Source organism: Bisbaumannia salifodinae (assembly GCF_055388505.1).
This window is the reverse complement of the sequence record NZ_AP043781.1, coordinates 2,389,549-2,409,067: the sequence shown is the minus strand read 5'-3', so window position 1 is coordinate 2,409,067 and position 19,519 is coordinate 2,389,549. Positions and strand designations below refer to the sequence as shown.

15 protein-coding genes are annotated in these 19,519 nt (G+C 60.6%); 5 read left to right on the top strand and 10 right to left on the bottom strand.

The annotated features are described in order from the left end of the window. Window positions 1–110 precede the first annotated feature (110 nt). From ACZ5EF_RS11195 to ACZ5EF_RS11175, 5 genes are all read left to right on the top strand, one after another. On the top strand, window positions 111–872 hold the full coding sequence (locus ACZ5EF_RS11195; protein ID WP_464122055.1) for a DNA adenine methylase: 762 nt from the start codon (window positions 111–113) through the stop codon (window positions 870–872). Between the two features lie 964 nt (window positions 873–1,836). Beyond that, window positions 1,837–2,211, top strand: a complete 375-nt coding sequence (locus ACZ5EF_RS11190; RefSeq protein WP_428832127.1) for a DUF2493 domain-containing protein — start codon at window positions 1,837–1,839, stop codon at window positions 2,209–2,211. Between the two features lie 83 nt (window positions 2,212–2,294). Next, a complete protein-coding gene (locus tag ACZ5EF_RS11185) occupies window positions 2,295–2,891 on the top strand; it encodes a hypothetical protein (RefSeq protein WP_346064162.1) in 597 nt (198 codons plus the stop codon). Beyond that, the gene (locus ACZ5EF_RS11180; RefSeq protein WP_346064161.1) at window positions 2,891–3,379 is read left to right on the top strand and encodes a hypothetical protein; all 489 of its coding nucleotides are present in this window, start codon (window positions 2,891–2,893) and stop codon (window positions 3,377–3,379) included. Before ACZ5EF_RS11185 ends, ACZ5EF_RS11180 begins: the two co-directional genes overlap by 1 nt. A 44-nt stretch (window positions 3,380–3,423) precedes the next feature. Beyond that, window positions 3,424–3,663, top strand: coding sequence for a hypothetical protein (locus ACZ5EF_RS11175; RefSeq protein ID WP_346064160.1), 240 nt, complete (start codon window positions 3,424–3,426; stop codon window positions 3,661–3,663). On the opposite strand, the gene ACZ5EF_RS11170 is transcribed toward ACZ5EF_RS11175, so the two are convergent. The 10 genes from ACZ5EF_RS11170 to ACZ5EF_RS11125 form a co-directional block, all read right to left on the bottom strand. Then, window positions 3,664–9,795, bottom strand: a complete 6,132-nt coding sequence (locus ACZ5EF_RS11170; RefSeq protein ID WP_346064159.1) for an LPD38 domain-containing protein — start codon at window positions 9,793–9,795, stop codon at window positions 3,664–3,666. A gap of 77 nt (window positions 9,796–9,872) precedes the next feature. Next, a complete protein-coding gene (locus tag ACZ5EF_RS11165) occupies window positions 9,873–10,859 on the bottom strand; it encodes a hypothetical protein (protein WP_379730192.1) in 987 nt (328 codons plus the stop codon). A 1-nt stretch (window position 10,860) separates the two neighbouring features. Beyond that, entirely contained in the window at window positions 10,861–11,511 is a 651-nt protein-coding gene (locus tag ACZ5EF_RS11160; RefSeq protein ID WP_346064157.1) for a hypothetical protein, read from the bottom strand. Between the two features lie 12 nt (window positions 11,512–11,523). After that, window positions 11,524–12,105, bottom strand: a complete 582-nt coding sequence (locus tag ACZ5EF_RS11155) for a hypothetical protein (protein ID WP_346064156.1) — start codon at window positions 12,103–12,105, stop codon at window positions 11,524–11,526. Between the two features lie 421 nt (window positions 12,106–12,526). Further along, entirely contained in the window at window positions 12,527–12,889 is a 363-nt protein-coding gene (locus ACZ5EF_RS11150) for a hypothetical protein (RefSeq protein WP_346064155.1), read from the bottom strand. Window positions 12,890–12,897: 8 nt separating this feature from the next. Next, the gene (locus ACZ5EF_RS11145) at window positions 12,898–13,701 is read right to left on the bottom strand and encodes a hypothetical protein (RefSeq protein WP_346064154.1); all 804 of its coding nucleotides are present in this window, start codon (window positions 13,699–13,701) and stop codon (window positions 12,898–12,900) included. A 34-nt stretch (window positions 13,702–13,735) separates the two neighbouring features. After that, entirely contained in the window at window positions 13,736–16,036 is a 2,301-nt protein-coding gene (locus ACZ5EF_RS11140) for a hypothetical protein (RefSeq protein ID WP_346064153.1), read from the bottom strand. Then, window positions 16,037–18,094: a hypothetical protein gene (locus tag ACZ5EF_RS11135; protein ID WP_346064152.1), complete on the bottom strand. Its 2,058-nt coding sequence runs from the start codon at window positions 18,092–18,094 to the stop codon at window positions 16,037–16,039. Then, window positions 18,091–18,786, bottom strand: coding sequence for a phage adaptor protein (locus ACZ5EF_RS11130; RefSeq protein ID WP_346064151.1), 696 nt, complete (start codon window positions 18,784–18,786; stop codon window positions 18,091–18,093). Before ACZ5EF_RS11130 ends, ACZ5EF_RS11135 begins: the two co-directional genes overlap by 4 nt. 31 nt (window positions 18,787–18,817) lie before the next feature. Next, window positions 18,818–19,480: a hypothetical protein gene (locus ACZ5EF_RS11125; protein WP_346064150.1), complete on the bottom strand. Its 663-nt coding sequence runs from the start codon at window positions 19,478–19,480 to the stop codon at window positions 18,818–18,820. Window positions 19,481–19,519 lie beyond the last annotated feature (39 nt).

Below are 19,519 nucleotides of genomic sequence, written 5' to 3'. Positions count from 1 at the left end.
TGGGCCCCGGGCATGTATCGCCGTGATCGTCCCTGATCATCAACGCCTTCCTGGCGCATCCAGCGACACCGAAAGAATACCAAAAACTGGATAAATAAACAGGTGTCTGGATGACCATGAAACCGATCCTCCCATGGATGGGAGGCAAGCGCCGCCTTGCAAAGGCCATTATTCCCCAGTTCCAGCCGCACAGGACCTATGTGGAACCCTTCTGTGGGGGCGCAGCGATCTTCTTCCTGAAGGAGCCGAGCCCCGTGGAGGTGATCAATGACGCCCACGGGGAGCTGGTGAATCTCTATCGCATCGTCAAGCACCACCCCGACGAGCTGGTGCGCCAGTTCCGCTGGAGCCTGGTGAGCCGGGAAGAGTACCTAACCCAGCGTGAGGTGAATCCGCAGCACCTCACGGATGTGCAGCGCGCGGCGAGGTTCTTCTACCTGCAGAAGCTTGCCTTTGGCGCCAAGGTCCACGGCCAGACATTCGGCACGTCGGCCACCACCCCGCCTCGCCTCAACCTGATGCGTATCGAAGAGGACCTGAGCCAGGCGCATCTCCGGTTATCGCGCACGGTGATCGAGCACCTGGACTGGGCCGAATGTGTGACTCGCTACGATCGCCCCGAGACCCTCTTCTACCTGGATCCGCCATACTGGGATACCGCCGGCTATGGAGGGGAGTTCGGCCTCGAAGAGTACGATCGGATGGCGGAGCTGGCTCACAACGCGAAGGGGCAGGTGGTGATCAGCGTCAACGACATTCCGGAGATGCGGCGTGCCTTCGAGGGGCTCAACATCCACTCCACCCAGATCCGCTACACAGTCGGCCGACAGTCCACCAGCAAGCGGGGAGAGCTCATCATCAGCAACCGATGACCAGTGCTTTCCTGCTTCAACCGCCGCCCATAACCTGGGCGGCTTTTTCATCCCGGACCGACGCCCAGCGCATGCCCACGCCGGCGGCGCCCCACGGCGCGCCGTCGACACCCCGCCCCGCCTGCGCGCTAAACCTGTCGCTTTTCACGCACTCGTGCAGGACGGCGGATGCGGCCCAGCCGTAGGGCTTCGAGGCGGTTTGCAGAGGGCAGCAGCCCATGCGGAATCATGCGAAATCAACCGGGCCACGTAGCAGGGCGGGAGGAGAGCGATTCCTGAGAAGGTGAGGGGGGCTCGGAAAAAGGTAACATCGGTCACAAGGGGGTGTTTTCTATGCTAAGCATCTGACAAATAAAGGCTTTTCTGTTACCTCAAAAAGGTAATGTGAGGTAATGCAAAAGGTAACGCGGATGCAAGTGACTGTTTTCAAAGGATTTGAATTTCTCTCTCTGTGACCTCTTAAAAAGGTAACGCATTACCTTTGCATCACCTTTTTGTTACCTTTTGAACGACCGTTAGAATTCCCTTGTATTCAGGTATTTAGGCCGGATTTCTGGAAGGCATTACCTTTGTTACCTTTTTCCGAGCCCCCCACGGATTCTGAGGCTACCCCGCGTAAGGGGCGCGCACGCACGCGTATCTCAGGTTTCTGACGAGAACCTGGGGACTGGGCGGGGACTGAAGATCGAAGGATATGAGATTGTTGTGGCCAACAAAATCAATAACTTAGGAGATAAAATGGTGCGGATGGGGAGACTTGAACTCCCACGCCCGAAGGCACCAGAACCTAAATCCCGATAGCCGAGTTTCGGGAGATCGATCGACCTTTAAAATCAGCACATTACACGCCGGGCGCAATCGGTGAATGTGACTGATAGGGGTATGTGGGTCACAGTGATAGGACAGTGTGGCGTATCCGGGTCACAATCTAGGGCAAGGAGAGTGCAGCGCGGCATGGGCTACCATGCCAGGCTGCATTTGGAGGATGGATATGATCCGCTGCATCATCTGCGGAGGCCGAGACTTCGACGACTGGCTGCTACTCAAGCGCAAGCTGGATGCGATATTAGCCAGGCAGGAGGTGGTCGAAATCGTCAGCGGCGGAGCGCCCGGGGCGGATGCCCTGGGCGAGAGGTATGCTGCGGAGAGGGGGTGGCCCGTGCGGCGATTCCCCGCAGACTGGAGCCTGGGGCGCCGTGCGGGCCCGCTACGCAACGCCGAGATGGTGGCCTACGCCACGCATCTAGTCGCATTCCCCGGAGGACGAGGCACGGCAGATTGCGTGCGGCAGGCCAAGGAGGCGGGGTTGGTGGTGAGGGTTGTGGGAGAAGAGTTTTAAGCACCTGGGCGGTAAGCCGCTGGAGCGGAGTGTCGCGGTCGGGCACAAGTTGCGCTACTGTTCACTGGTACAAAGGAGGCACCATGAAGCACATCGCCATATTGTTAGCCGCAGCCCTGACGGGGTGCGCTTCCCTTCCCGGGAGTGAGCCGCCGCATTACGACTACGCACAGCAGGCCGTGATTGCCCCGGGGTTTCCGGTGGAGCGCGTGGATCAGCCGGCCGGGTATGATTTCGTTGATACGGAACGCCTAGTAAGTAACCAGTCTTACGAGGATGGGCGCGGTGTCGCAAGGATGAGGGATTTTGGGGTGGGCTGGCACACCACGGAAGGAGGGACTAGTGTCGTTTCTGTCGTGTTCAGAGAAGTGGACTCGCCGGCATACATGCACCCCTTTGCCCCTTCAAACGGCGTAGATCTTGTGGGGCCGTACAGGGTAACGTATCTGCATGACGCAGGCGCCTATAGGGATGTGGCAGGGGAGGCGCCCGGCCTGATCCCTGCGGGCGCGCCTGGTTGCGCCTACGGAACCTTCGTGACCATCACTTCGGAGGACGCGCAGCGGCGATTTATCGGCAGCTACAGCCAAGGCATAGAATGCGACAGACTGGGCGCGCTGGAGCCGTTAGACTGGAATATTCAGCGACGTAATGCATACCAGGTCCTTGGTCTCCACTGATGAGGATTGAGCGCGCGGTCGCCGCCACTGCATCTGTAGCCATCCTTATCGCAAGCCTTGGCTTTGTGCACCAGCAGATCGCGCCGTACCTGTCAGAACAGAGTTGCGTTATCTATGGCACAAAGGGCGCTGGGGCCGCCGCCGCCCATATATCCCGCGCCTGCCAATCTCGATTCGAGGATCATGCCTCGCAAGAACAAGAGTTGGCCCAATTCATGTGGTCTGATTTGGAAGGACGGGCGCGATTTTTGGGTGGCGCGATGTCTGCGAGCCTTTACAACGGGGGAGGGCTATACACCATCACCAGAATCAGGGTTGGCGTGACAGACCCGGAGACCGTAGATTCAGATGAGCCACTGACCCATTATTACGATGTCCGCGTAAACATCCCGCCATTTTCATCGACAACAGAGGAATTCCCTGTGTATCAGTCCTATGATGACGTGCATTGGCAGATCATCAAGGCGTGGGGGCGTGATGATAGGTAGTGACAACCCTCGCGTCATCCACCGCGCTCGTCTACGCTAGACGGATGAGCGCTTTCGACTATCCTTGGTACGTTGATGCTGCCGCATTTTTGATATTTAGCGGCACCATCGGCCTGTTTGTCATGACGGTTATGCCTTCCGAGTGGCAGAACCCCCACGGGTGGATTATTGTCAGCTTCATTGGGCTGCCGCTGTTTTTCGTCGCGCTAGCAATCCTCATTGCCTTCCCTGGCTTGTTGTTCGGCGCGCTCTTCCTATGCGGCGTCCTTGCCGTAGGAAAATAATCACTCGAACCTGGCATCCAGAATTCGCTCGCCCAGGGCTCTTTGTATTTGCACCTTGACAGCCTGAAGTCGGTCTATCCGCTGCCGCTTTATCTCGCCATCCAGGCTCGATCTCCGAATGATATCAATTCGCTGGTTTATGGTGCGTAGGCGACGCTGCGCCCGGTTCAGCGGGAGGCGTAAGCGTAGCAGGTCGCGGTTAGTCTCCGCGAGCTCAGCAGCCTCAGCCAGTTCGCCCATCTCGCGGAGCTCTTGCACATCGGCGTGAGCCCGTCGCGCTTCGGACAGCCCATCATAAAACACACTGGCATAGCGAGTGTAAGGGTCAACGTCGCCAAGGTTCCGGTAGAAGCGGCGGACGGGCTGGTACTCATACCAACGCTTTTCAGGCGCATCCTCTCCACTGATGGTTCGCACAGCGACATCGGTAGCCGCCGTTGTCCAGCCACCAACAGCGCCGAAATAACCCTCAATCAAATGATCAACCTGAACCGGGCTTAGTGCCAAGGGGTTGGTCTCAGGGTTTCCAATTGCACCCACTGTGCTATTCAGCGCCATGCTTGCTAGTGTCGCGACTTTTGATGTCCCATATCTCCGGCGCAGTTCCGGCGACAGGCGCTGCATCCCCATGCCCTCGATGGGGCGATTGGTGAAACTATCCTTGTTGGCGTAAACATCCAGTGCGGGTTGTAGCGCCTGAGGCACGATGGTAAAAGAGAACGTATCCGACATCATGTGTGCTAGGCGCTCGGCAAAAAGCTTGCCTGTGGCCTGATCGTCTACGAATTGCTGCGTGATGCGCTCGGCCAGGGTGCCAATCGCCCCCACCTCAAACGGCTTGGGAAGCACGAAGTGGCTGTCGCCTGCAAAGAAGTGCCAATAGGTGTCTCGCTCCCACTCCTCCAGTTCCTTGTACTCTTCATTGTCATAGTTGTGCAGATAGAGGGCCAGAGTGGCCATGGTCACCGCACCAGTCACCGCCCAGAAGCGTCCTGCTAGCTGTTTATCTGACAGGCTTGCCTTGCCGTTACCGAACACCTCGCGGAGCACCGCTGCCCCAGGCCTCACCCCAGAGCGGTAGATCTTGTCGAGACCTTGGATACGAGCGTTGAGGAACGGCACGATGTCGATCAGCACACGCACTGCCGGCCAAGCGCCGTGGGCCGAGAAATCAATCAGATCCCTGGCCTCAAAGGCGGCGCGCAGCTCGCCCTGCTCCCGGTTCTGGGCATAAATCGCCGCCCGATTGAGATTCTCCGCGGCGTTGTTCACGTCGCCCCACCAATTCCAGCCGGCGCGAATCATGTCGATGGGCTTGGCCGCAACACCCCATGCCGAACCAGGCAAAGCGACCAGTTTGGCGTTGCGCATTCCCCGCGTCATCTGCGCGCGCAGCTCGTCCGGGTTACTGCCGTAGAGGTGCCCGAAGTTGAACGAGGCTCCGCTGGCCATCATCTGGGCGCGCAGCTTGGCATCCTTGAGGGTCGCGCCACCCTCTAGAACGTTGGCCAGCACGTTTTTACTAATGTCGTTGGTGGCGGTAGCTTGAATGCTATCGCGGATCAGGTTGGCAGCGATGAATTGCGGCGTGATCGTCACGGAGTTGGTGAAGACCCGCTTGAACTTCCGCAGCACTCTCATGAGAGTGCTATTCATCCCCGGATGTGCCAGGGCGGTAAGCGCCTGGAACACCAGCGGATCATCGATCTCGTAGAAGACCTTCTTGCCACCCTCCATGACGAAGGTACTCTTCTTGGTATCGCGGTTGCTCTCCGGCACCTTCTCGACCATGCCGAGCTGCTTGGCATTCTCCACCGCCTGCACCGCCGCTTGGTTCTTGAGCGACGCATCCAGCAAGTGGTGGAAGTTCATCATGGTGTTCTGCAATAGATCATTGAGGTTCTGGCTTCCACCCTTGAGGCGCTTATAGGCCTGCTGGCGGGACAGGCCGCTGGTGGCCATCATTCCGGGCGCCTGCTTGTCGTCCTCGGCGATGCGGTAGAAGGGCACGTAGAACTCCTCAGCCCACATCTCGCGCTGGTCCTTGGAAATGATCCCCGACTGCTCAGCGACTGCAAGGACGTCATCTCGATACTGCTGGAATTCCTCGAATACCTCCTGATAGGTTTCCTCGCGGCTTCGCCCGTCCTCCATCTGTCCGCGGTTCCAGCCCTTCATGGCCTCAATGTCACCGGCATCGAAGAGGTTCTCGCGACCATCCTTGGCGAGCTGGGCGGCGCGCTGGCCGGCAATCCAACCCATGAAACGCTCGATCTCGGCCGCGCTACCCAGCCGCCCCAACACCTCGCCCAGGCCTTTGGCATCACCGTCTTGCAGGGTGATGATTTTCTCCTTGGCATCAAGGCGGATGCGGCCATTGTGGAGCATGGCATGCAGCGCCCCGTTGGCCGCATTGCTCATGCGGGCCAGCACCCAACTCGAGCGATTGATGTTTTCGCCCAGAGCGGACTCGCCATAGAGCTGCTCGTCCAGTTCCTTTAGGGCGGCCACGCGGTCCACCATGCCCTGGCGGATCTTGAGCCCGGCGCGGTCAGCCTGCTCCTTGAACCAGTCCATTGCGCGCTGCGGGGGAGTGCGGCTGCCGATCTTGGCGGCTGCGGCCCGGTCGGCATCGGTGAAGTCGTCGAAGGCTTGCTCAAATGCGGCACGCTGTTTGCCGCGCAGGCTGTAGAGAACAAAGGATTCGGCATTCAGCCTCGCCTCTCGCTCCATGAGCCTGGCAGCGCGGTCGTCGCCCGCCTCACGAAGAAACGCCGCCACTCTTTCGTCTCCGCGACCAGATAGGTCTGCGAGCTCCATGCCCCCCTCTGACTCGTAGGAGGCTGCGGCATCCTCCACATAGACGACAGGCACATCGATGCCGACCTCCCTTACTGCCGCAATGCGGTGAGAGCCATTTAGCGCAGCCGGCGCGCCGTATTCGTCGCGATAGACCACGATGGGCGGACCAGCAAATTCGCCAGTTTCTCGAAACCTATCTCGCAACGCCTCGAACCTGGATTGGTCCTCGACTCCATGGAGTTCGACAATCCCGTTCGGGTCGATGGTTTCGTCAGGCTCAATACCGTCTCGCATGCTGTAGCGGTCAACGCCACCTTCCTGCCGCTGCGCCTTTTGCCGGCGCAACCACTCGCGGCTCTGCTCACCCAGCGCCAACACATCGGTGTAGGTCCAGGCGACGGAGGGGAACAGTCTGCGGAGCAGGTCGCGAATCTTGGCCATAGCGCGCTGCCAGGCCTTGGGCCGGCGGCCTTTCTCCAGCAGATGGGCAACCATCTCCTCGCCGATGGTGATCCGGTCTTTCCGCTTGCTCGGGTCCAGGAACGGATAGGCTTCGCGCACCTCGGTTAGTGCCTGGCGCCCCTCGGGGCTGCCGGGCAGGCTGCGATAGAGGTCAAGCATTACCCGGTCGAGATCTTTCCCCAGCACGCCACGCATGCCCTTATGGCCCACGGCCTCATGCACGGCAGTACGCACGGCATCGCTAACGTTGTCGTGCGCCACCGCCACCACATAGGTCTTGCCACCATGGTGAACGCCCTTCACGTCCACAGGGCTGACACCAAGCCGGCGCATATTGGCCAGCACCTCGGTCGGCAGCCGGCTGGTGGTGGAGACGACCTCTACGTCGCCCAGCTCGGGCATGCCCTCCAGGGCAGCCTCCACCTCCTCGACGGTAGGCAGCGGGCCCTCTGCGTCTTCACGCTCACCCAGGGAGAATTCGGAGCCATCCTCGTCATCGCGAGCGGGGGCCTCCGCCGCACCAGACTCCCTTTCTGTTCGCTCCTCAGTGGCGACCTGCGCCTCATCCCGGGCAACGTCTTGGGCGTCGCCCTCCTGTGCCTCGGCAGGCTCCTCACGTGGCGCTACGGGCTCACCCCGTTCGGCGGTAGGGTCGGCGGGCTCCTCGGCTTCAGCGGCCTCCTGCTGCCCAGCCTCGAAAGCCTCACGCACAGAGGGATCGCTAAGCGCCGCTTCACGCACGCGCGGTGAGCTGTTCTCAAGCGTTGCGTCGAAAGTGACGCCGGGGTTGTCGCGCCCTCGGTCGCGGAACAGCTCGCGCAGAGCCTCCACTGCGGTTTCGTTTGCAGTCTCCGCCATCATCTCGCGGGGGGCGCTCAAGGCCTCGGCGGCAGAGCGGATAGAGAGGGCAAAACCTCCCGGCACTTCCACGGCCCTGACGTCGCTACCTTGGCGCTGAGCACTGCGAGCGACACCGCTAGCCATGGCCACGCGCTCGTCGGCGAACGGGCGGCCGTCGGAGCGATATTGCAGCGGCTCCTGGCGAGTCTCGGCGATTTCTTCTGCGCGGACCTCGGGCGCAGCAGGCGAGGCCTCGCGCGTCGATCCAGGCACGGCGCCTTCATGCTCCGGGCCGGCCATGGTTGAGCCGTCCGGCATGCTATGCACCACCTCGGGCTCTTGGCGCGCGGTGAACCGAGGATCGGCGGACGGCCGGTCAAGCCCTGTGTTGGCATTGCCCGCCACTGGGCCTTGCCCATAGATGGTGCCGCTATCCTCAATCAGCGGCTGCGAGGAAACGGCAGCGTCGCGCATCCTGCGGCCCGCCTGCATGCCTTCATCGCGCCGAACACTACGGGCTTGCGGGTCGTATTGCGTTTGATCGACTGTAGGCCCTTCGGCATAGATGGTCGACGGGTCGCCGTGAGGAAGGCGGCGGCTGTCGGTGCCAATCAGCCCTGCCGTGGGCTGGTCATCCACCAATTCGCCCTCAGCGCGCACTGGGCGTTCATCGCTACCCACCCGAGCAAGGTCGTTGCGCAAATTGGCAGCGATTCGCTCGGCACGATCCACCATGCGCCCAGCCTGGGCGGAATTTCCCTCTTCAAAAGCCTGTTCGGCGCGGTCGATCATCCGCGAGATGTTGCGCAGCCGGGTTTGCCCCTGGTAGCTGGAGCCGCGGGCCAGGCGTTGCAGGTCATCCAACTCACCCATGGCCAATTGGATTCGATTTCCCAGCGCAGCACTCATGGCAGGGTCTGGCGCAGGAGGGGCGTCAGGCGTGGCCTGCTCGGCTTGCTGCGCCGCCTGCGCCTGGTCGAGGCTGTCGCCACCCATAGCGGCCGCCTGCTCGCGCGCCTGCTCGATACGCTGCGCTTGGGTGCGTGCCTGGCTCCTCTCGGCCAACCCGGTCGGTGCGCCGACAATCCCGCCCATCAGGCCACCGGCGGCGGCCTCGTCTATCAGCGCCTTGATATCCACTTCGCCGAGGTTGGCTAGCAGTGTCTCGCCATTATTCTCGACCCAGTAGTTGGCATGCTGATTGATCAGCCCCTGCAAACCCTCAGTGCTGGCCTCAGTGAGGAGATTGGTCAGCGAGCCACGCCCCGCAGCGCCGCGCGCGGTTCGCGAGGCTTGCCGGCGGAGGTCGCCTAGCGCCCCCTCACTGATCTCGGTAGCGGCGCGGTCGGCAAGATCACCCCTGCCGGCGGCGCGCAACAGACGGACCGGGGTGATGGCGTCCAAAGAACCAGCCAGCGCGCCATGGGCCAAGGCGGCGTCGAGATCTCCGGTCTCGCCCATCAATGCGCCGGTTTCCATGCCAACAGAGCCGGCTGCGGCCCCGGCAGCCTGGCCAATGCGCGTCGCGGCTTGCTTCGCGGCGGCGCCGGCCAGCATCCTTGCCCCCACGCCTGCGGCGGCACCGCCAACCCCGCCGCTAGCAACGGAGGCGGCCAGCATCGGCAGCTGATTGCCAGCAGTGTAACTTGCCCACTGCCAGGCATCGCCAGGGGAACGAATGTCGGTAAAACCGAAGCCCAAGGCGTTCTCGTCAGCCTCTTCCATGTTGCGCTGGTAGATATCACGGCCGGCGCGCAGCATGCCTTCAGATTCCAGCGCTTCGCCGGCTGCCATCACTAGGCCGCCACCCATAGCCTGCAATTGGTCTACGCCCGATGAAAGGCCGGCACGAAACCCTGGCGCAGAGTCTTGGGTCTCCGCAACTGGACGCCCGCTGACGTGCGCCTCAAACTCTTCGTCATCCAGGTATTTGAACTGGGGTTCTTGGCGCAGGGCGGACTTTAGTTGGTCGTCTGAATAGGAGGCGAGCGCCGGGTTTTCCTGGCGCAGATCATCAAGCAGGGCCATGTGGTGTTATCCCTATGTGGGGTTTTTGACGCCAGGGGCGCAGGCGGAGAGTCAAGCCTGGTTACTGGCGGGCTGGCTTACTGGGAGTCGAGGTTGATGTCTACGCCGAGATCCTGGAGTTGGATAATCCGCTCGGCGATCCAGCGTTTTCGGTCATCGCTGATATGGGGGCTGCGGCTGGCTTGGAGCAACTGCTCTGCCACCCGCTGGGCCTCAGCCCTGGTCTCATCGCTCCCCGGCCCGGTTCGCCCGGCTGCGCGGTTTACCTGAGACAACAGGCCGCCCGGCGAGGCACCGCCCGCCTGCTCGGAGCGGAGTTGCTCAATCACTTCATCAGCCTCGTCACGCGCTTGGTCGGCAGCCCTGACGGCATCGCGCTGCTCCGCAGTGCTGGCTTGCTGCTCCCTTTCTTGACGGACCATGGTGGGCACGTCGCCGCCTTGCTCCCCACCCCCTGCATTGGCGGGCGACTCACCCTGAAGGCGCCCGGCCAGACGGTCAGCTAGGCCGCTGGAACCTGAAGGATTGACGATGGATTCCATCTGGCCTTCGATCTCGCCAAGGCGGATGCGCTCCTCCGCGGTCAGCTCAAAGCCATCGGCCATCTTTTTGCGCAGCGTCTCAGCCTGGTCACCAAGCATATCCAACTGCGCCTTCTGCCGATCGCTCAGGCTGCCGCCGCTGAGGTCCACGCCCTCGGGGATGTTGGCTTCCTCGAATTGGTTGGTGCGCGGGTTGTAGCGGCCGTAGCCACCTCCTTGCATCGGAACCAGTTGCCAGTCGTTGCGGCCGGCAGAGGCGCGCGCATTGGCGCCAGACTCCCGCATGCGAGCCAACTGTAGGCGCTGTTCTCGGTCGGCAGCGCTTTCCCCAGCGCGGAAATCGCGATCCGCCTGGCTCTGCTCGGCGGAGAACTCCTGTCCGGCCACGCGCTCACTGGTCCGATAGCGTTGCTCCATCTCGGCAAGGCGGGTGCGCTTCAGCTCATCGATGCGCGACATGGCGTTTTCCTGCACCGCCTGCCCACCACCAGCCAGGGCGCCAGCAATAAGTCCAAGGGCCATATCAGTAACCTCCCTGGTTCATGGGCTGCCGGGGCGCTCCCTGAGGCTGTTGCTGTTGCTGGGGCTGTGCCGGCGCTTGCTCTTGCGGTGCGCCCGGCTCCCGCTGAGGTTGGCCACTTGACTGCTGTTTGGCGTCGCGCAGCGCGCGGATTAGCTCGGCATAGCGTTGTTTTTGCTCCGGGCTAAGGTCGTCGGCCATCTGGCCAAAACGCCCCATTGCTGTCATAAACGCCGCCTCGACCGCTTCAGCTTCCTCTTCAGGCGGGAGTCGCTGCATGGTGGCAGCCATCTCGCCAACGGCTTTGGCAATCTCCATCGCAGCCTGGAACATGACACCCGGGGGAACGGTGCTGCCCTGGTCGGTGAGCGCTTGGTGCGCGGTCAGCATCACCGTCGAGATCACCTGACCCATGGCCTGTACCGGGTCGTCATGGCTGGCAAGCACCTGTTCGGCACCGTCGTCGCTGTAAAGCGCCTCGAGCATTGCCTGGGTAAGCGCCTGATACATCTGCTGGCCTTGCTCGGGGTCGTAGTCGACGCCGCCCTGTGCCTGGCGTGGCTGGGCGCCAGCGGGTCGGGGCGCCGGCTGAGGCTGCCCGCCTTGCTGGGGTGCGGGCTGCTGTGCCATGCCTTGGCTGAGTAGTCCTGCCATATCGGTCACCTGTTAAGTGAAGAACTGTTCGGCATACGAGGCGTAGCCATCGAAGTCGGCGAATTCGAAGCTGGGCGGGGTCACGCCAGAGTTACCAGCAGTGGGGGCGCCCGCCAGAGACGGCTGGCTTGAAGGCGCCATCCCGTCGCCCATCCCCGTCCCGGGGGTGGAGCCACCCGGAGAGAAGGCTGCGGTACGCCCCAGGTTGCTGCCTGCCGCGCCGCCGATAAGGCCGCCGGCAATAGCGCCAGGCACACCACCAACCGCAGCACCCAGGGCAGACCCAGCCCTGCCACCAAGCCTTCCTCCAATAAGTCCGCCGACGCTGGCCAGCGATTGACGCCCGAGGCTATGCCCGAACGATTCATCCAGGTTGGAGCTCGGCACCATGTCGTTATAGCGGCCGATGTTCTGCGCTGCCTGCCGGGCGGATAGGGCAGTATTCGCCGCGGTGCCGACAAGCCCGACCGCCGGCCCGCCAAGCACTCCGGCAAGTAGGCCAGCAGCCCTGCCGAGCATCCCCGGCCGGGCATTGGCCTGGATCTCCGCCTCGGCTTGTGCGTGGCTCTGCGGGGCGGCGTCGAGATTGCTCATGAAGCCGCGACTTGGCGCCGCCGTATCATCGAAGCTAGCAATCGCGCCATCGGTAAGCGCGTCGAATGACCGCGCAGCGCTTGGGGTGGTGCCTTCCGGGGCGTCAACGGTGCGAGCGCCGGCCCGAGTGGTGCTTCGCCCAGTCGCCGAAGACTGCCGATCATCCGAGCCTGCGCCGGTGCTGGTATGGCCACTGCCGTAGCCGCTGCCTCGGCCTACGGTACCGAGCTCGCTACCCAGCCTACCGCCGCCCCCGCGGTCTCCACGGCTTGCGGCGTCGACCCCAGCCCCAACTGCGCCGCCGTACCCGCCACCACCGCGCCCACTGGCGCGGCCGCCACCAGCGGAACCTCCGCCCGGGCTACCGCCACCGCGGTTCCCCGGATCGCTGCCGCCGCCAGGACCTCCTGCTCTAGCCATCTCACACCTCCCTGCCGGTGATCATGCCGTGACTCAGCAGGCCCCGACTCAGGCTGTTGATGTGGGTGCCGTAGCTGTCGATCTCACCCGGGTTGATCATCTCGTCACGGCGCCTGCGGCCGTACATCTCGCGCTCGAAGTCCTGCTCATCCTCCCGCGCCTTGCTTTGCAGATAAGCGGTGCCAATCCCCGCCGCAACGCCACCCAGCACGTTGGCTGTGTTGGGGTTTTGCTCCAGCCAGTCGAACGCCTTGGTGGCGTACTTCCCGATATCCTGGAACCAGCCACCGCCAGAACCGCTGGCAACACTGTTAGCAGCGCTAACCGCGGCATCAGTCACACCACCAAGAAGGCCAAAGGCCATAAGTCACCTCACAGGCTGGGGAATACCCCAGCGCTCTTTAGATAGGAGGACAGGCTTGAATACAGATTCTGTTGGAACTGGATATCCGTATCGCGCATGTCGGTGACCTGCTTGATCATCTTCGACTTATCCGCCGCCGTGATGTTCGGGTTGGTCTGGATCTGGTTAATCGCATCCATCGACTGCGCGACAATATCGGTAGCATTGTTGGCCATTACGCCCCAGGCGTTGGCCTGCGAGGTGCCGAGCAGCTTTTGCATTTCCTGGCCGTGACCCCGCTCCATCCGGCCTAGGTCTTGTTCGTGCCCTAGCTTCATTTGCGATTGGGTGTATTGATCGCCCCGCTCCATCCGGCCTAGGTCTTGTTCGTGCCCTAGCTTCATTTGCGATTGGGTGTATTGATCGCCCCGCTCCATCCGGCCTAGGTCTTGCCGGTAACCCGCGTCCTGCTGGGCGATGGGCGTGGCAGCATCAATCATGGCCGACTGCGAGGCTTGCGCCCCCATAGAGCTATTGAGCAACCCTCGCCGATTGGCATACTGCTTCCCTTGCGTGGCAGCGCGCTGCATGAGGGGGGAGTCTCTCTCCAGAATCTCGTCCATCTGCCCGGACGCAGTGGACATCTTTTTGCTATGTAGCTTTGCCTCGCCGTAATCTGCAAAGCGGTCGAGAGCTCCACCGTACCCCTCGTTATCTATACGTTCTGACCAAACCTCATAGGGGTTTTTGTCGGCCGATTCCTTAGCAGAGCCCTTCCCAAAGTACTGCTGATAAGCAGAGTCAATGAAGTCTTTCCTCCAGTCACTTACCATGGGAATGGCCTCCTAAAATCATGTAATAAATGGATCATGATGTCTTTACAATAACTATTGGGCGACCGTCGTCGCCAATCTTTATAACCTTGCCCACGCTAGAAACATACTGCTCGAATGTTGGATTTGAAACACCGGTTACAGTTATTTTTCCGCTTGATTCTAATGGGACAAGGTAATCCCCGACCTGAGCTGAAGCATCAACAGGAACTTGGCCGCAGAATGCTATGCGATCCCACTTTAACCTTTCGGCTTCAAGGCATTTCATGAACTCGGCCCGCTTTTGCTCGTAATCCACGTCATCATGGTTTGGATCTGCAAGTCCAAGGTTTTCTGGAGATCCCCATGTATCTCCACCGACGTATGAGGGGTTTGTTGACTTTATGGCAAATGAAACTGATTCTGAATACTTGTCAGTAAGCATGCCATCCCCGTTAATTCCTACCACACCTCCTTTTGGTATAACCCCACATCCATCGGATTTCCGCATATATTCTGCATAATCAGCGCCGCTTGCATTTATTGTGCCGCCGGCATTTATCGAGCGGCTGGTAACGCCGTCACGGTTAACCTTTAATGCCGCATTGGCCGCATTAGCCCCATCCTGGCTTACAGCATAGAATCTTGATTGTGACGTGTTATTCCCCATGTCAACAACTAGATTCCCAGCATCCGACGCAACCTGCTTCCTTATGCTGTGACCGGACCCACTAGTTTTTGTCGAATCTACATGCCAATCATAATTTTCATCTATCTCCATGACATTCTGCATGGTTATTGCGCCGCCAGCAGATCCGAAAGGGGCCGACTGCCATAAGTGCTGACCATTGTTAGTCTGAAGGTATGTTTGGGCAAATCCAGTAGCGCCATATTCATACGCGGTATCATAAAACGCATTGTTCGTCAGAGCGACTTCTGGTTGAGAAACGTGCCCTCGTATTGCTGTCCCTTTCCCTGAAATTTCCACAACTCTGTAGTTTTGGTGCCACCCTGGAGTTACGGCGCCACCGACAGATATACCATGCTGGGTTACCTCTGACATCAACTCTCGCGAGGTCGAACCATTTGGAGTTACTTCAAGCCTGAACTTAGACCCGTGAGATGAAGCGTTCCATGCCTCCGTGGATAGGCACTGAAATGCAGCCGCACTCTGCGAGAGCTCGCTACCATCATACCCGCGAAATCCCCACGACATTAAAAAGGCGCCATTTCCTATTGCCGTAGGGGTTTGCAGATCCCCATAATACCTGCACGAATGTATGTTGTTCCCGTAAGCAGAGTCACCATATGAATTCATCCTGAACAACTGGTTCCCGGTTGCGCCGTCACCGGGGTTGTTGGTCACTTCCAGCCAGTGCGGGTCGTCTCCCGCTATACTGTTGGCGTCACGCGCGCCTTCGCCGGCAAAGTGGAACCCGCCAGACTCAACGAGTCGATTGCCGCCGACTTGAGGCATGGTGGAGAAATTTGCATTACTTCCGCCCGACAGCTGAGCAAATCTAGAATCGGCATCGAAGTACTCTAGGCCACTCTCATCGCTCTTGGCACGCAGGACCTTCGTTGCATTGCCAGTGATGTTGGGCAGGTTGACGCTAGCGGCCGAGGCCGCTGCCTTCGCGGCATGGTGAAGGGCTGAGAAATTGGTGCCGTCTACCGTGGAGTCTTCGGCCTTGGTCGCCCAGTCCTTCGCTGAGCCGGATGAGGGCTGGCCGTTGCCGGTGCCACCAATTGCCCATGACTTCGCTGAGTTGTCGGAGCCTGACGCAAAATCGTCGGTCTTTGTAGCATAGTTGGCGGAAGCGGTTGCCGAGGTTGTGGCGCTCGCTGCCGAACTCGAAGCGCTACTCGCTGAGGCTGAGGCGCTAGCCTCGCTGCTGGCTGCATTGGTGGCTGCCGTCTCGGCAGCGGTCACAAAACTGTTCCAGGCAGCAACATGGAACTTGCCGGTACTATTGTTGTAGAAGAAATCGTAAACCCCGTTTACCTGCAAGTCGCCGGCTTCCAGGGCGTCCCCATCCAGGCGCACGCAGGCCTTGGCCCCCAGCCCATCGACGTTCAGTGTCACCGATCCGGTGTTGGCAGTGGTGATTTTTATCGACAGCCGGTAGCCATCCTTCCCAGTGTAGGCGGTCCATGTAGTAGGCGCCGATACAGTGATAGCATTCGCCGCGCCGCCAGCAGTGACAAAGTTGCTATTCCCGCTGAGCAGGCGCGACTGGGACGGGAGCTTTTCGAAACCGGATTCAATGCCAGCGAACTCGGCATCCAGCACGCTGCTGCGGGCACGAGTGAAGGGCTGTAAATCCGTGTTGACTTCGTAGAAATCGTTAGCCATTTATCTGCCTCGTCTCAGTCGGCGCGCCAGGTAGTGAAGTTCTAGGGTTTGGATTGTGAATGGCCGGATGAATTTCGAATTGCCGTAGAACAGAAGTGAGATGTTCCGCCCCGAGCCTGCGATAGGCACGCCGCGCGAGCTGAACACCTCGGCATCCCAGCGAAATTCATCCCAGTTTGAGTCATTCCAGTAGCCGCCTCCTCCTGCGAAGCCAAACGACTGAAGGCCGTTGGAAGCACTATATATCTCGGAGAAAGAGAGGTCGAAGGTCACCGACATGCTGAAGGGGTGATCTGCCTCGACATCGACATACAGGTCTCGATAGGTTTTTCGGATGTGTGGAGATCTTTGGTTGAGAAACGGCGTCCTGTATACAAACTCTATCGCGTCGCCGTCGAAGCTGTATCCTCGCTCAGCCTGGTATATGAACCCGGCCGAGTCGCCGAACAAAACCACTTCGTCGCCGCTGGCGTTCTGAGATGACGAAACAAATGTCGGTGTGTCCGAATAACTGATCACAGAAAACGCCGGGTAGTCCGAGCCGACATAGCTGTCGAAGGTCATAACCAGAGCGCGGCCGTCGGTAAAGTGCAGACGGTATTGGTTGCGCTCTTTGACCGTAACCGAGCCGAGTACTTTGCCCCTGTTCGCATTAAGGATCTCGCGGACGTATCGAGATACGGTTGCCGACTCGAAGTCGCCGAAGGCCTGCACCCTCTCCAGCGGAGCGATGCCCTTGTCATCCAGTGCATATACCGTGCCGATCTCTTGCACCGTGTACGGCTTGGCGCCGAACGTCTCGGAGATCATCTTGAGATCCCAGTCGGCGGCGCTACTGCCATATAGGCCGTAGGTCTTGCTCCTGGTGTAGATGGCGAGCACCTCGCCGGCCCGGGATGCCATGCCGGTGGGCTCATCACCGAGGCCAAACTCCCCGGCGCCAAGGATGGCCGAGAACACCAGCGGATCCCCGATGGAGCTGTGGGCCAGAGTGCCTGGCTCATAGGCCAGGAATAGGTGCATCTTGTGCGCCACAACGAACAGTGGCTTGTTCCACGACGGATTCTCGTCTGGCGCCGGGTAATAGATCGGGGTAAGGATGGTGCCGTCGAACTCCCATGCCGGGTTGACGCCGTCGCAGCCGTAAACCGCCTTGCCGGTGGCAGTGGCATAGAAGTTGTGGGTGATGTGCTGGAAGGTGCCGCCGGTCGCCAGGGTAATGGCAGTGCTGGCGCCGTCGGCCTTGGCCTTGATCGACGCGGAAACCGTCAGGTCTTCATTGTCCTGGAAGGTGCCGGTGGTGACGTCGAGGACCATGTAGCCCGAGGCATTGGTGCCGTAGGAGCCGGCATTCTTGACGAACACCTTGACGGTGCCCTGCGCCCCTGACGTCGCGCCATTAATCACCGTGCCTGCGGTGATCTCGCCCTCTGCCATGGTGCCGCCATCGAAGAACAGCACATCGAAGAACGGAACCAGCGTCCAGCCAGTGGCGGAGGACTTGTAGAGCTTGACCGTGCCGGCGTCGGCCCTGAAGGCGTATCTTGTGGCGCCGAACTGGAAGGCGTACAGCGCATCGCCATCCCCAGGGACGGCGCCAATCAGATTGCGGTAGTAGTCCTCAGCCGCCATCTGCCAGATGTCGCTGGTGTCATTGTCATCCTGGCCGTTGAGCACCTCTACTGCGGTGATCGTTGTGCCATTGGCGGCCTCGTTGAGCGTATAGCTCCCAGACAGCGCGGTGACGCCCAGGGTATTCGTGGCGTCATCCTTGATCACAACCTGTGAGGTAGCGCCAGAGGTGCCGCCGGTCAGCGTGGCGCCAACAGCAATCCCCGAGGAATCCACCACTTCGACGGTGTAGTACAGCGCATCGGAAGGCGCGGCACGCCCGTCAACGCGCTCATAGCCGGCGATGCGCCTATACCCGCCTTCTAGCTCGGGCTCGAAGTTGATCAAGTCCAGGGCTGAGCCTGGCTTGATATTGAGCACGGTAGAAGCCTGATCGATGCCGCCATGCAACGGAACGATGTCGGCCTGCTTTTGCGGCATCCTCATGCCATCGGCCCTGTCATGCGCATCTTGGGCATCTGAGTGCCCTCGAGCTGCCGCATCAGCCGCCGACCCTTGGTGCGAGAGCGACTCAGGATCTCGGTGGCCGCGTCATACAGGCCGAAGTCCTCCATCGCCTGGTAGACGATCAGCATGTGGTAATCGCTGGGCATCTCCGGCACGTCGTCATTGTCAGATAGCACCTGCGCAGAGCGGTTGTATTCGCCAGTAATCACGTAGGCAGCGTCCGGCTTTGGACCGACGACGATGTTGTCGTTTGGGTCAATCGTGATGAAGCGAGGAGCGCCGGTCGGCTGGCTACCGATGCGATAGATGGAGCGGAAATAGGCCCAGGGCACAAAGAGCATCCGTGACTCGCTCCCCACACCGGCAGATTCCAAGTAGCTCTTCGGCGGGTTGTAGATGTCACCAAAATGCCAGGACTTGAAACGCGAGATCGCAACACCACCATCCAGTGCCGAGGTGAAGTCGTAGGTATCGACTGATGCGGACGTGGTGAGCGTGAACTCCTTGCGCAACCACCGCCAAGGGTGCCGGTTCTGGATCTCGGTATATGCGTCTGCCACCCACGACACTGCTCGAGCATGATCCCCGCTTTGGCCGGCGACAGACGTCGGCCCGGTATTAGCATAATTTGTCTCCTGGCGGAGACGCTGGACTAGTTCCAAGTAGGTCATGGGTGACTCTCAGCGCGGATGGAGGGCGGGCTTACGGTTGACGCAGAACTGCCTTGAGCCAATCGGCTCCACGGGGGTTGGGGTCATGGACCACGCTGAACGGATAACGCAGGCCGGTCTTCGACGGGTATTCGTACTCCTGGTCGCCAGTAACGGGATCGACGACCAGCTGGTTTTTGTATCCAGTGCGCTTGGCCCGGGCCAGGCCTTCCACGAAGTAGCGCTTGACGGTCTTGCGCTCCCCTTGCCGGAAGGGCTCACTCTTGCCGTTGACATGGATGATGAATCCGTGGTCGGCGTTTTCGTCGGAGACCTCGCTAATCTCGACGGTCACCGGCTCTTCCATGAACTTGAGGATCTCAGCCTTCTTGATCAGATTGGGGTCGTCGAGCGTGCGGGTTTCCGGCTTGATGAGGGTGTCGCCATCGAACGCCGCGGTGCCGTCCTGCCCGACTTGATGCTCGCCGGTCTCCAGGCGCTGCTCGCGGGTCACAGGGGTGTTCTTGGCCATGCGCTGCTCCATCTCGGCCAACTGAGCACGTAGGCGCTCGTTTTCCGAGTTGAACTCCTCGTTGGCTTGGCGCAACTCCTCGAGGTGGGCGCCAGCCTTAAGGACATCCTCCTGCTTGGCATCCTCCTGCGGCCCTGTTTCGGCTTGACTGGCCTTGTTGGCGGTGCTGCGTGGGCGTGCCATATATTGTCTCCGGGCATAAAAAAGACCGCCCGAAGGCGG

Coding starts and splice junctions, on each gene's coding strand:
- ACZ5EF_RS11195 (WP_464122055.1), top strand. CDS start 111: ATGACCATGAAACCGATCCTCCCATGGATGGGAGGCAAGCGCCGCCTT.
- ACZ5EF_RS11190 (WP_428832127.1), top strand. CDS start 1,837: ATGCCAGGCTGCATTTGGAGGATGGATATGATCCGCTGCATCATCTGC.
- ACZ5EF_RS11185 (WP_346064162.1), top strand. CDS start 2,295: ATGAAGCACATCGCCATATTGTTAGCCGCAGCCCTGACGGGGTGCGCT.
- ACZ5EF_RS11180 (WP_346064161.1), top strand. CDS start 2,891: ATGAGGATTGAGCGCGCGGTCGCCGCCACTGCATCTGTAGCCATCCTT.
- ACZ5EF_RS11175 (WP_346064160.1), top strand. CDS start 3,424: ATGAGCGCTTTCGACTATCCTTGGTACGTTGATGCTGCCGCATTTTTG.
- ACZ5EF_RS11170 (WP_346064159.1), bottom strand. CDS start 9,795: ATGGCCCTGCTTGATGATCTGCGCCAGGAAAACCCGGCGCTCGCCTCC.
- ACZ5EF_RS11165 (WP_379730192.1), bottom strand. CDS start 10,859: ATGGCCCTTGGACTTATTGCTGGCGCCCTGGCTGGTGGTGGGCAGGCG.
- ACZ5EF_RS11160 (WP_346064157.1), bottom strand. CDS start 11,511: ATGGCAGGACTACTCAGCCAAGGCATGGCACAGCAGCCCGCACCCCAG.
- ACZ5EF_RS11155 (WP_346064156.1), bottom strand. CDS start 12,105: ATGAGCAATCTCGACGCCGCCCCGCAGAGCCACGCACAAGCCGAGGCG.
- ACZ5EF_RS11150 (WP_346064155.1), bottom strand. CDS start 12,889: ATGGCCTTTGGCCTTCTTGGTGGTGTGACTGATGCCGCGGTTAGCGCT.
- ACZ5EF_RS11145 (WP_346064154.1), bottom strand. CDS start 13,701: ATGGTAAGTGACTGGAGGAAAGACTTCATTGACTCTGCTTATCAGCAG.
- ACZ5EF_RS11140 (WP_346064153.1), bottom strand. CDS start 16,036: ATGGCTAACGATTTCTACGAAGTCAACACGGATTTACAGCCCTTCACT.
- ACZ5EF_RS11135 (WP_346064152.1), bottom strand. CDS start 18,094: ATGAGGATGCCGCAAAAGCAGGCCGACATCGTTCCGTTGCATGGCGGC.
- ACZ5EF_RS11130 (WP_346064151.1), bottom strand. CDS start 18,786: ATGACCTACTTGGAACTAGTCCAGCGTCTCCGCCAGGAGACAAATTAT.
- ACZ5EF_RS11125 (WP_346064150.1), bottom strand. CDS start 19,480: ATGGCACGCCCACGCAGCACCGCCAACAAGGCCAGTCAAGCCGAAACA.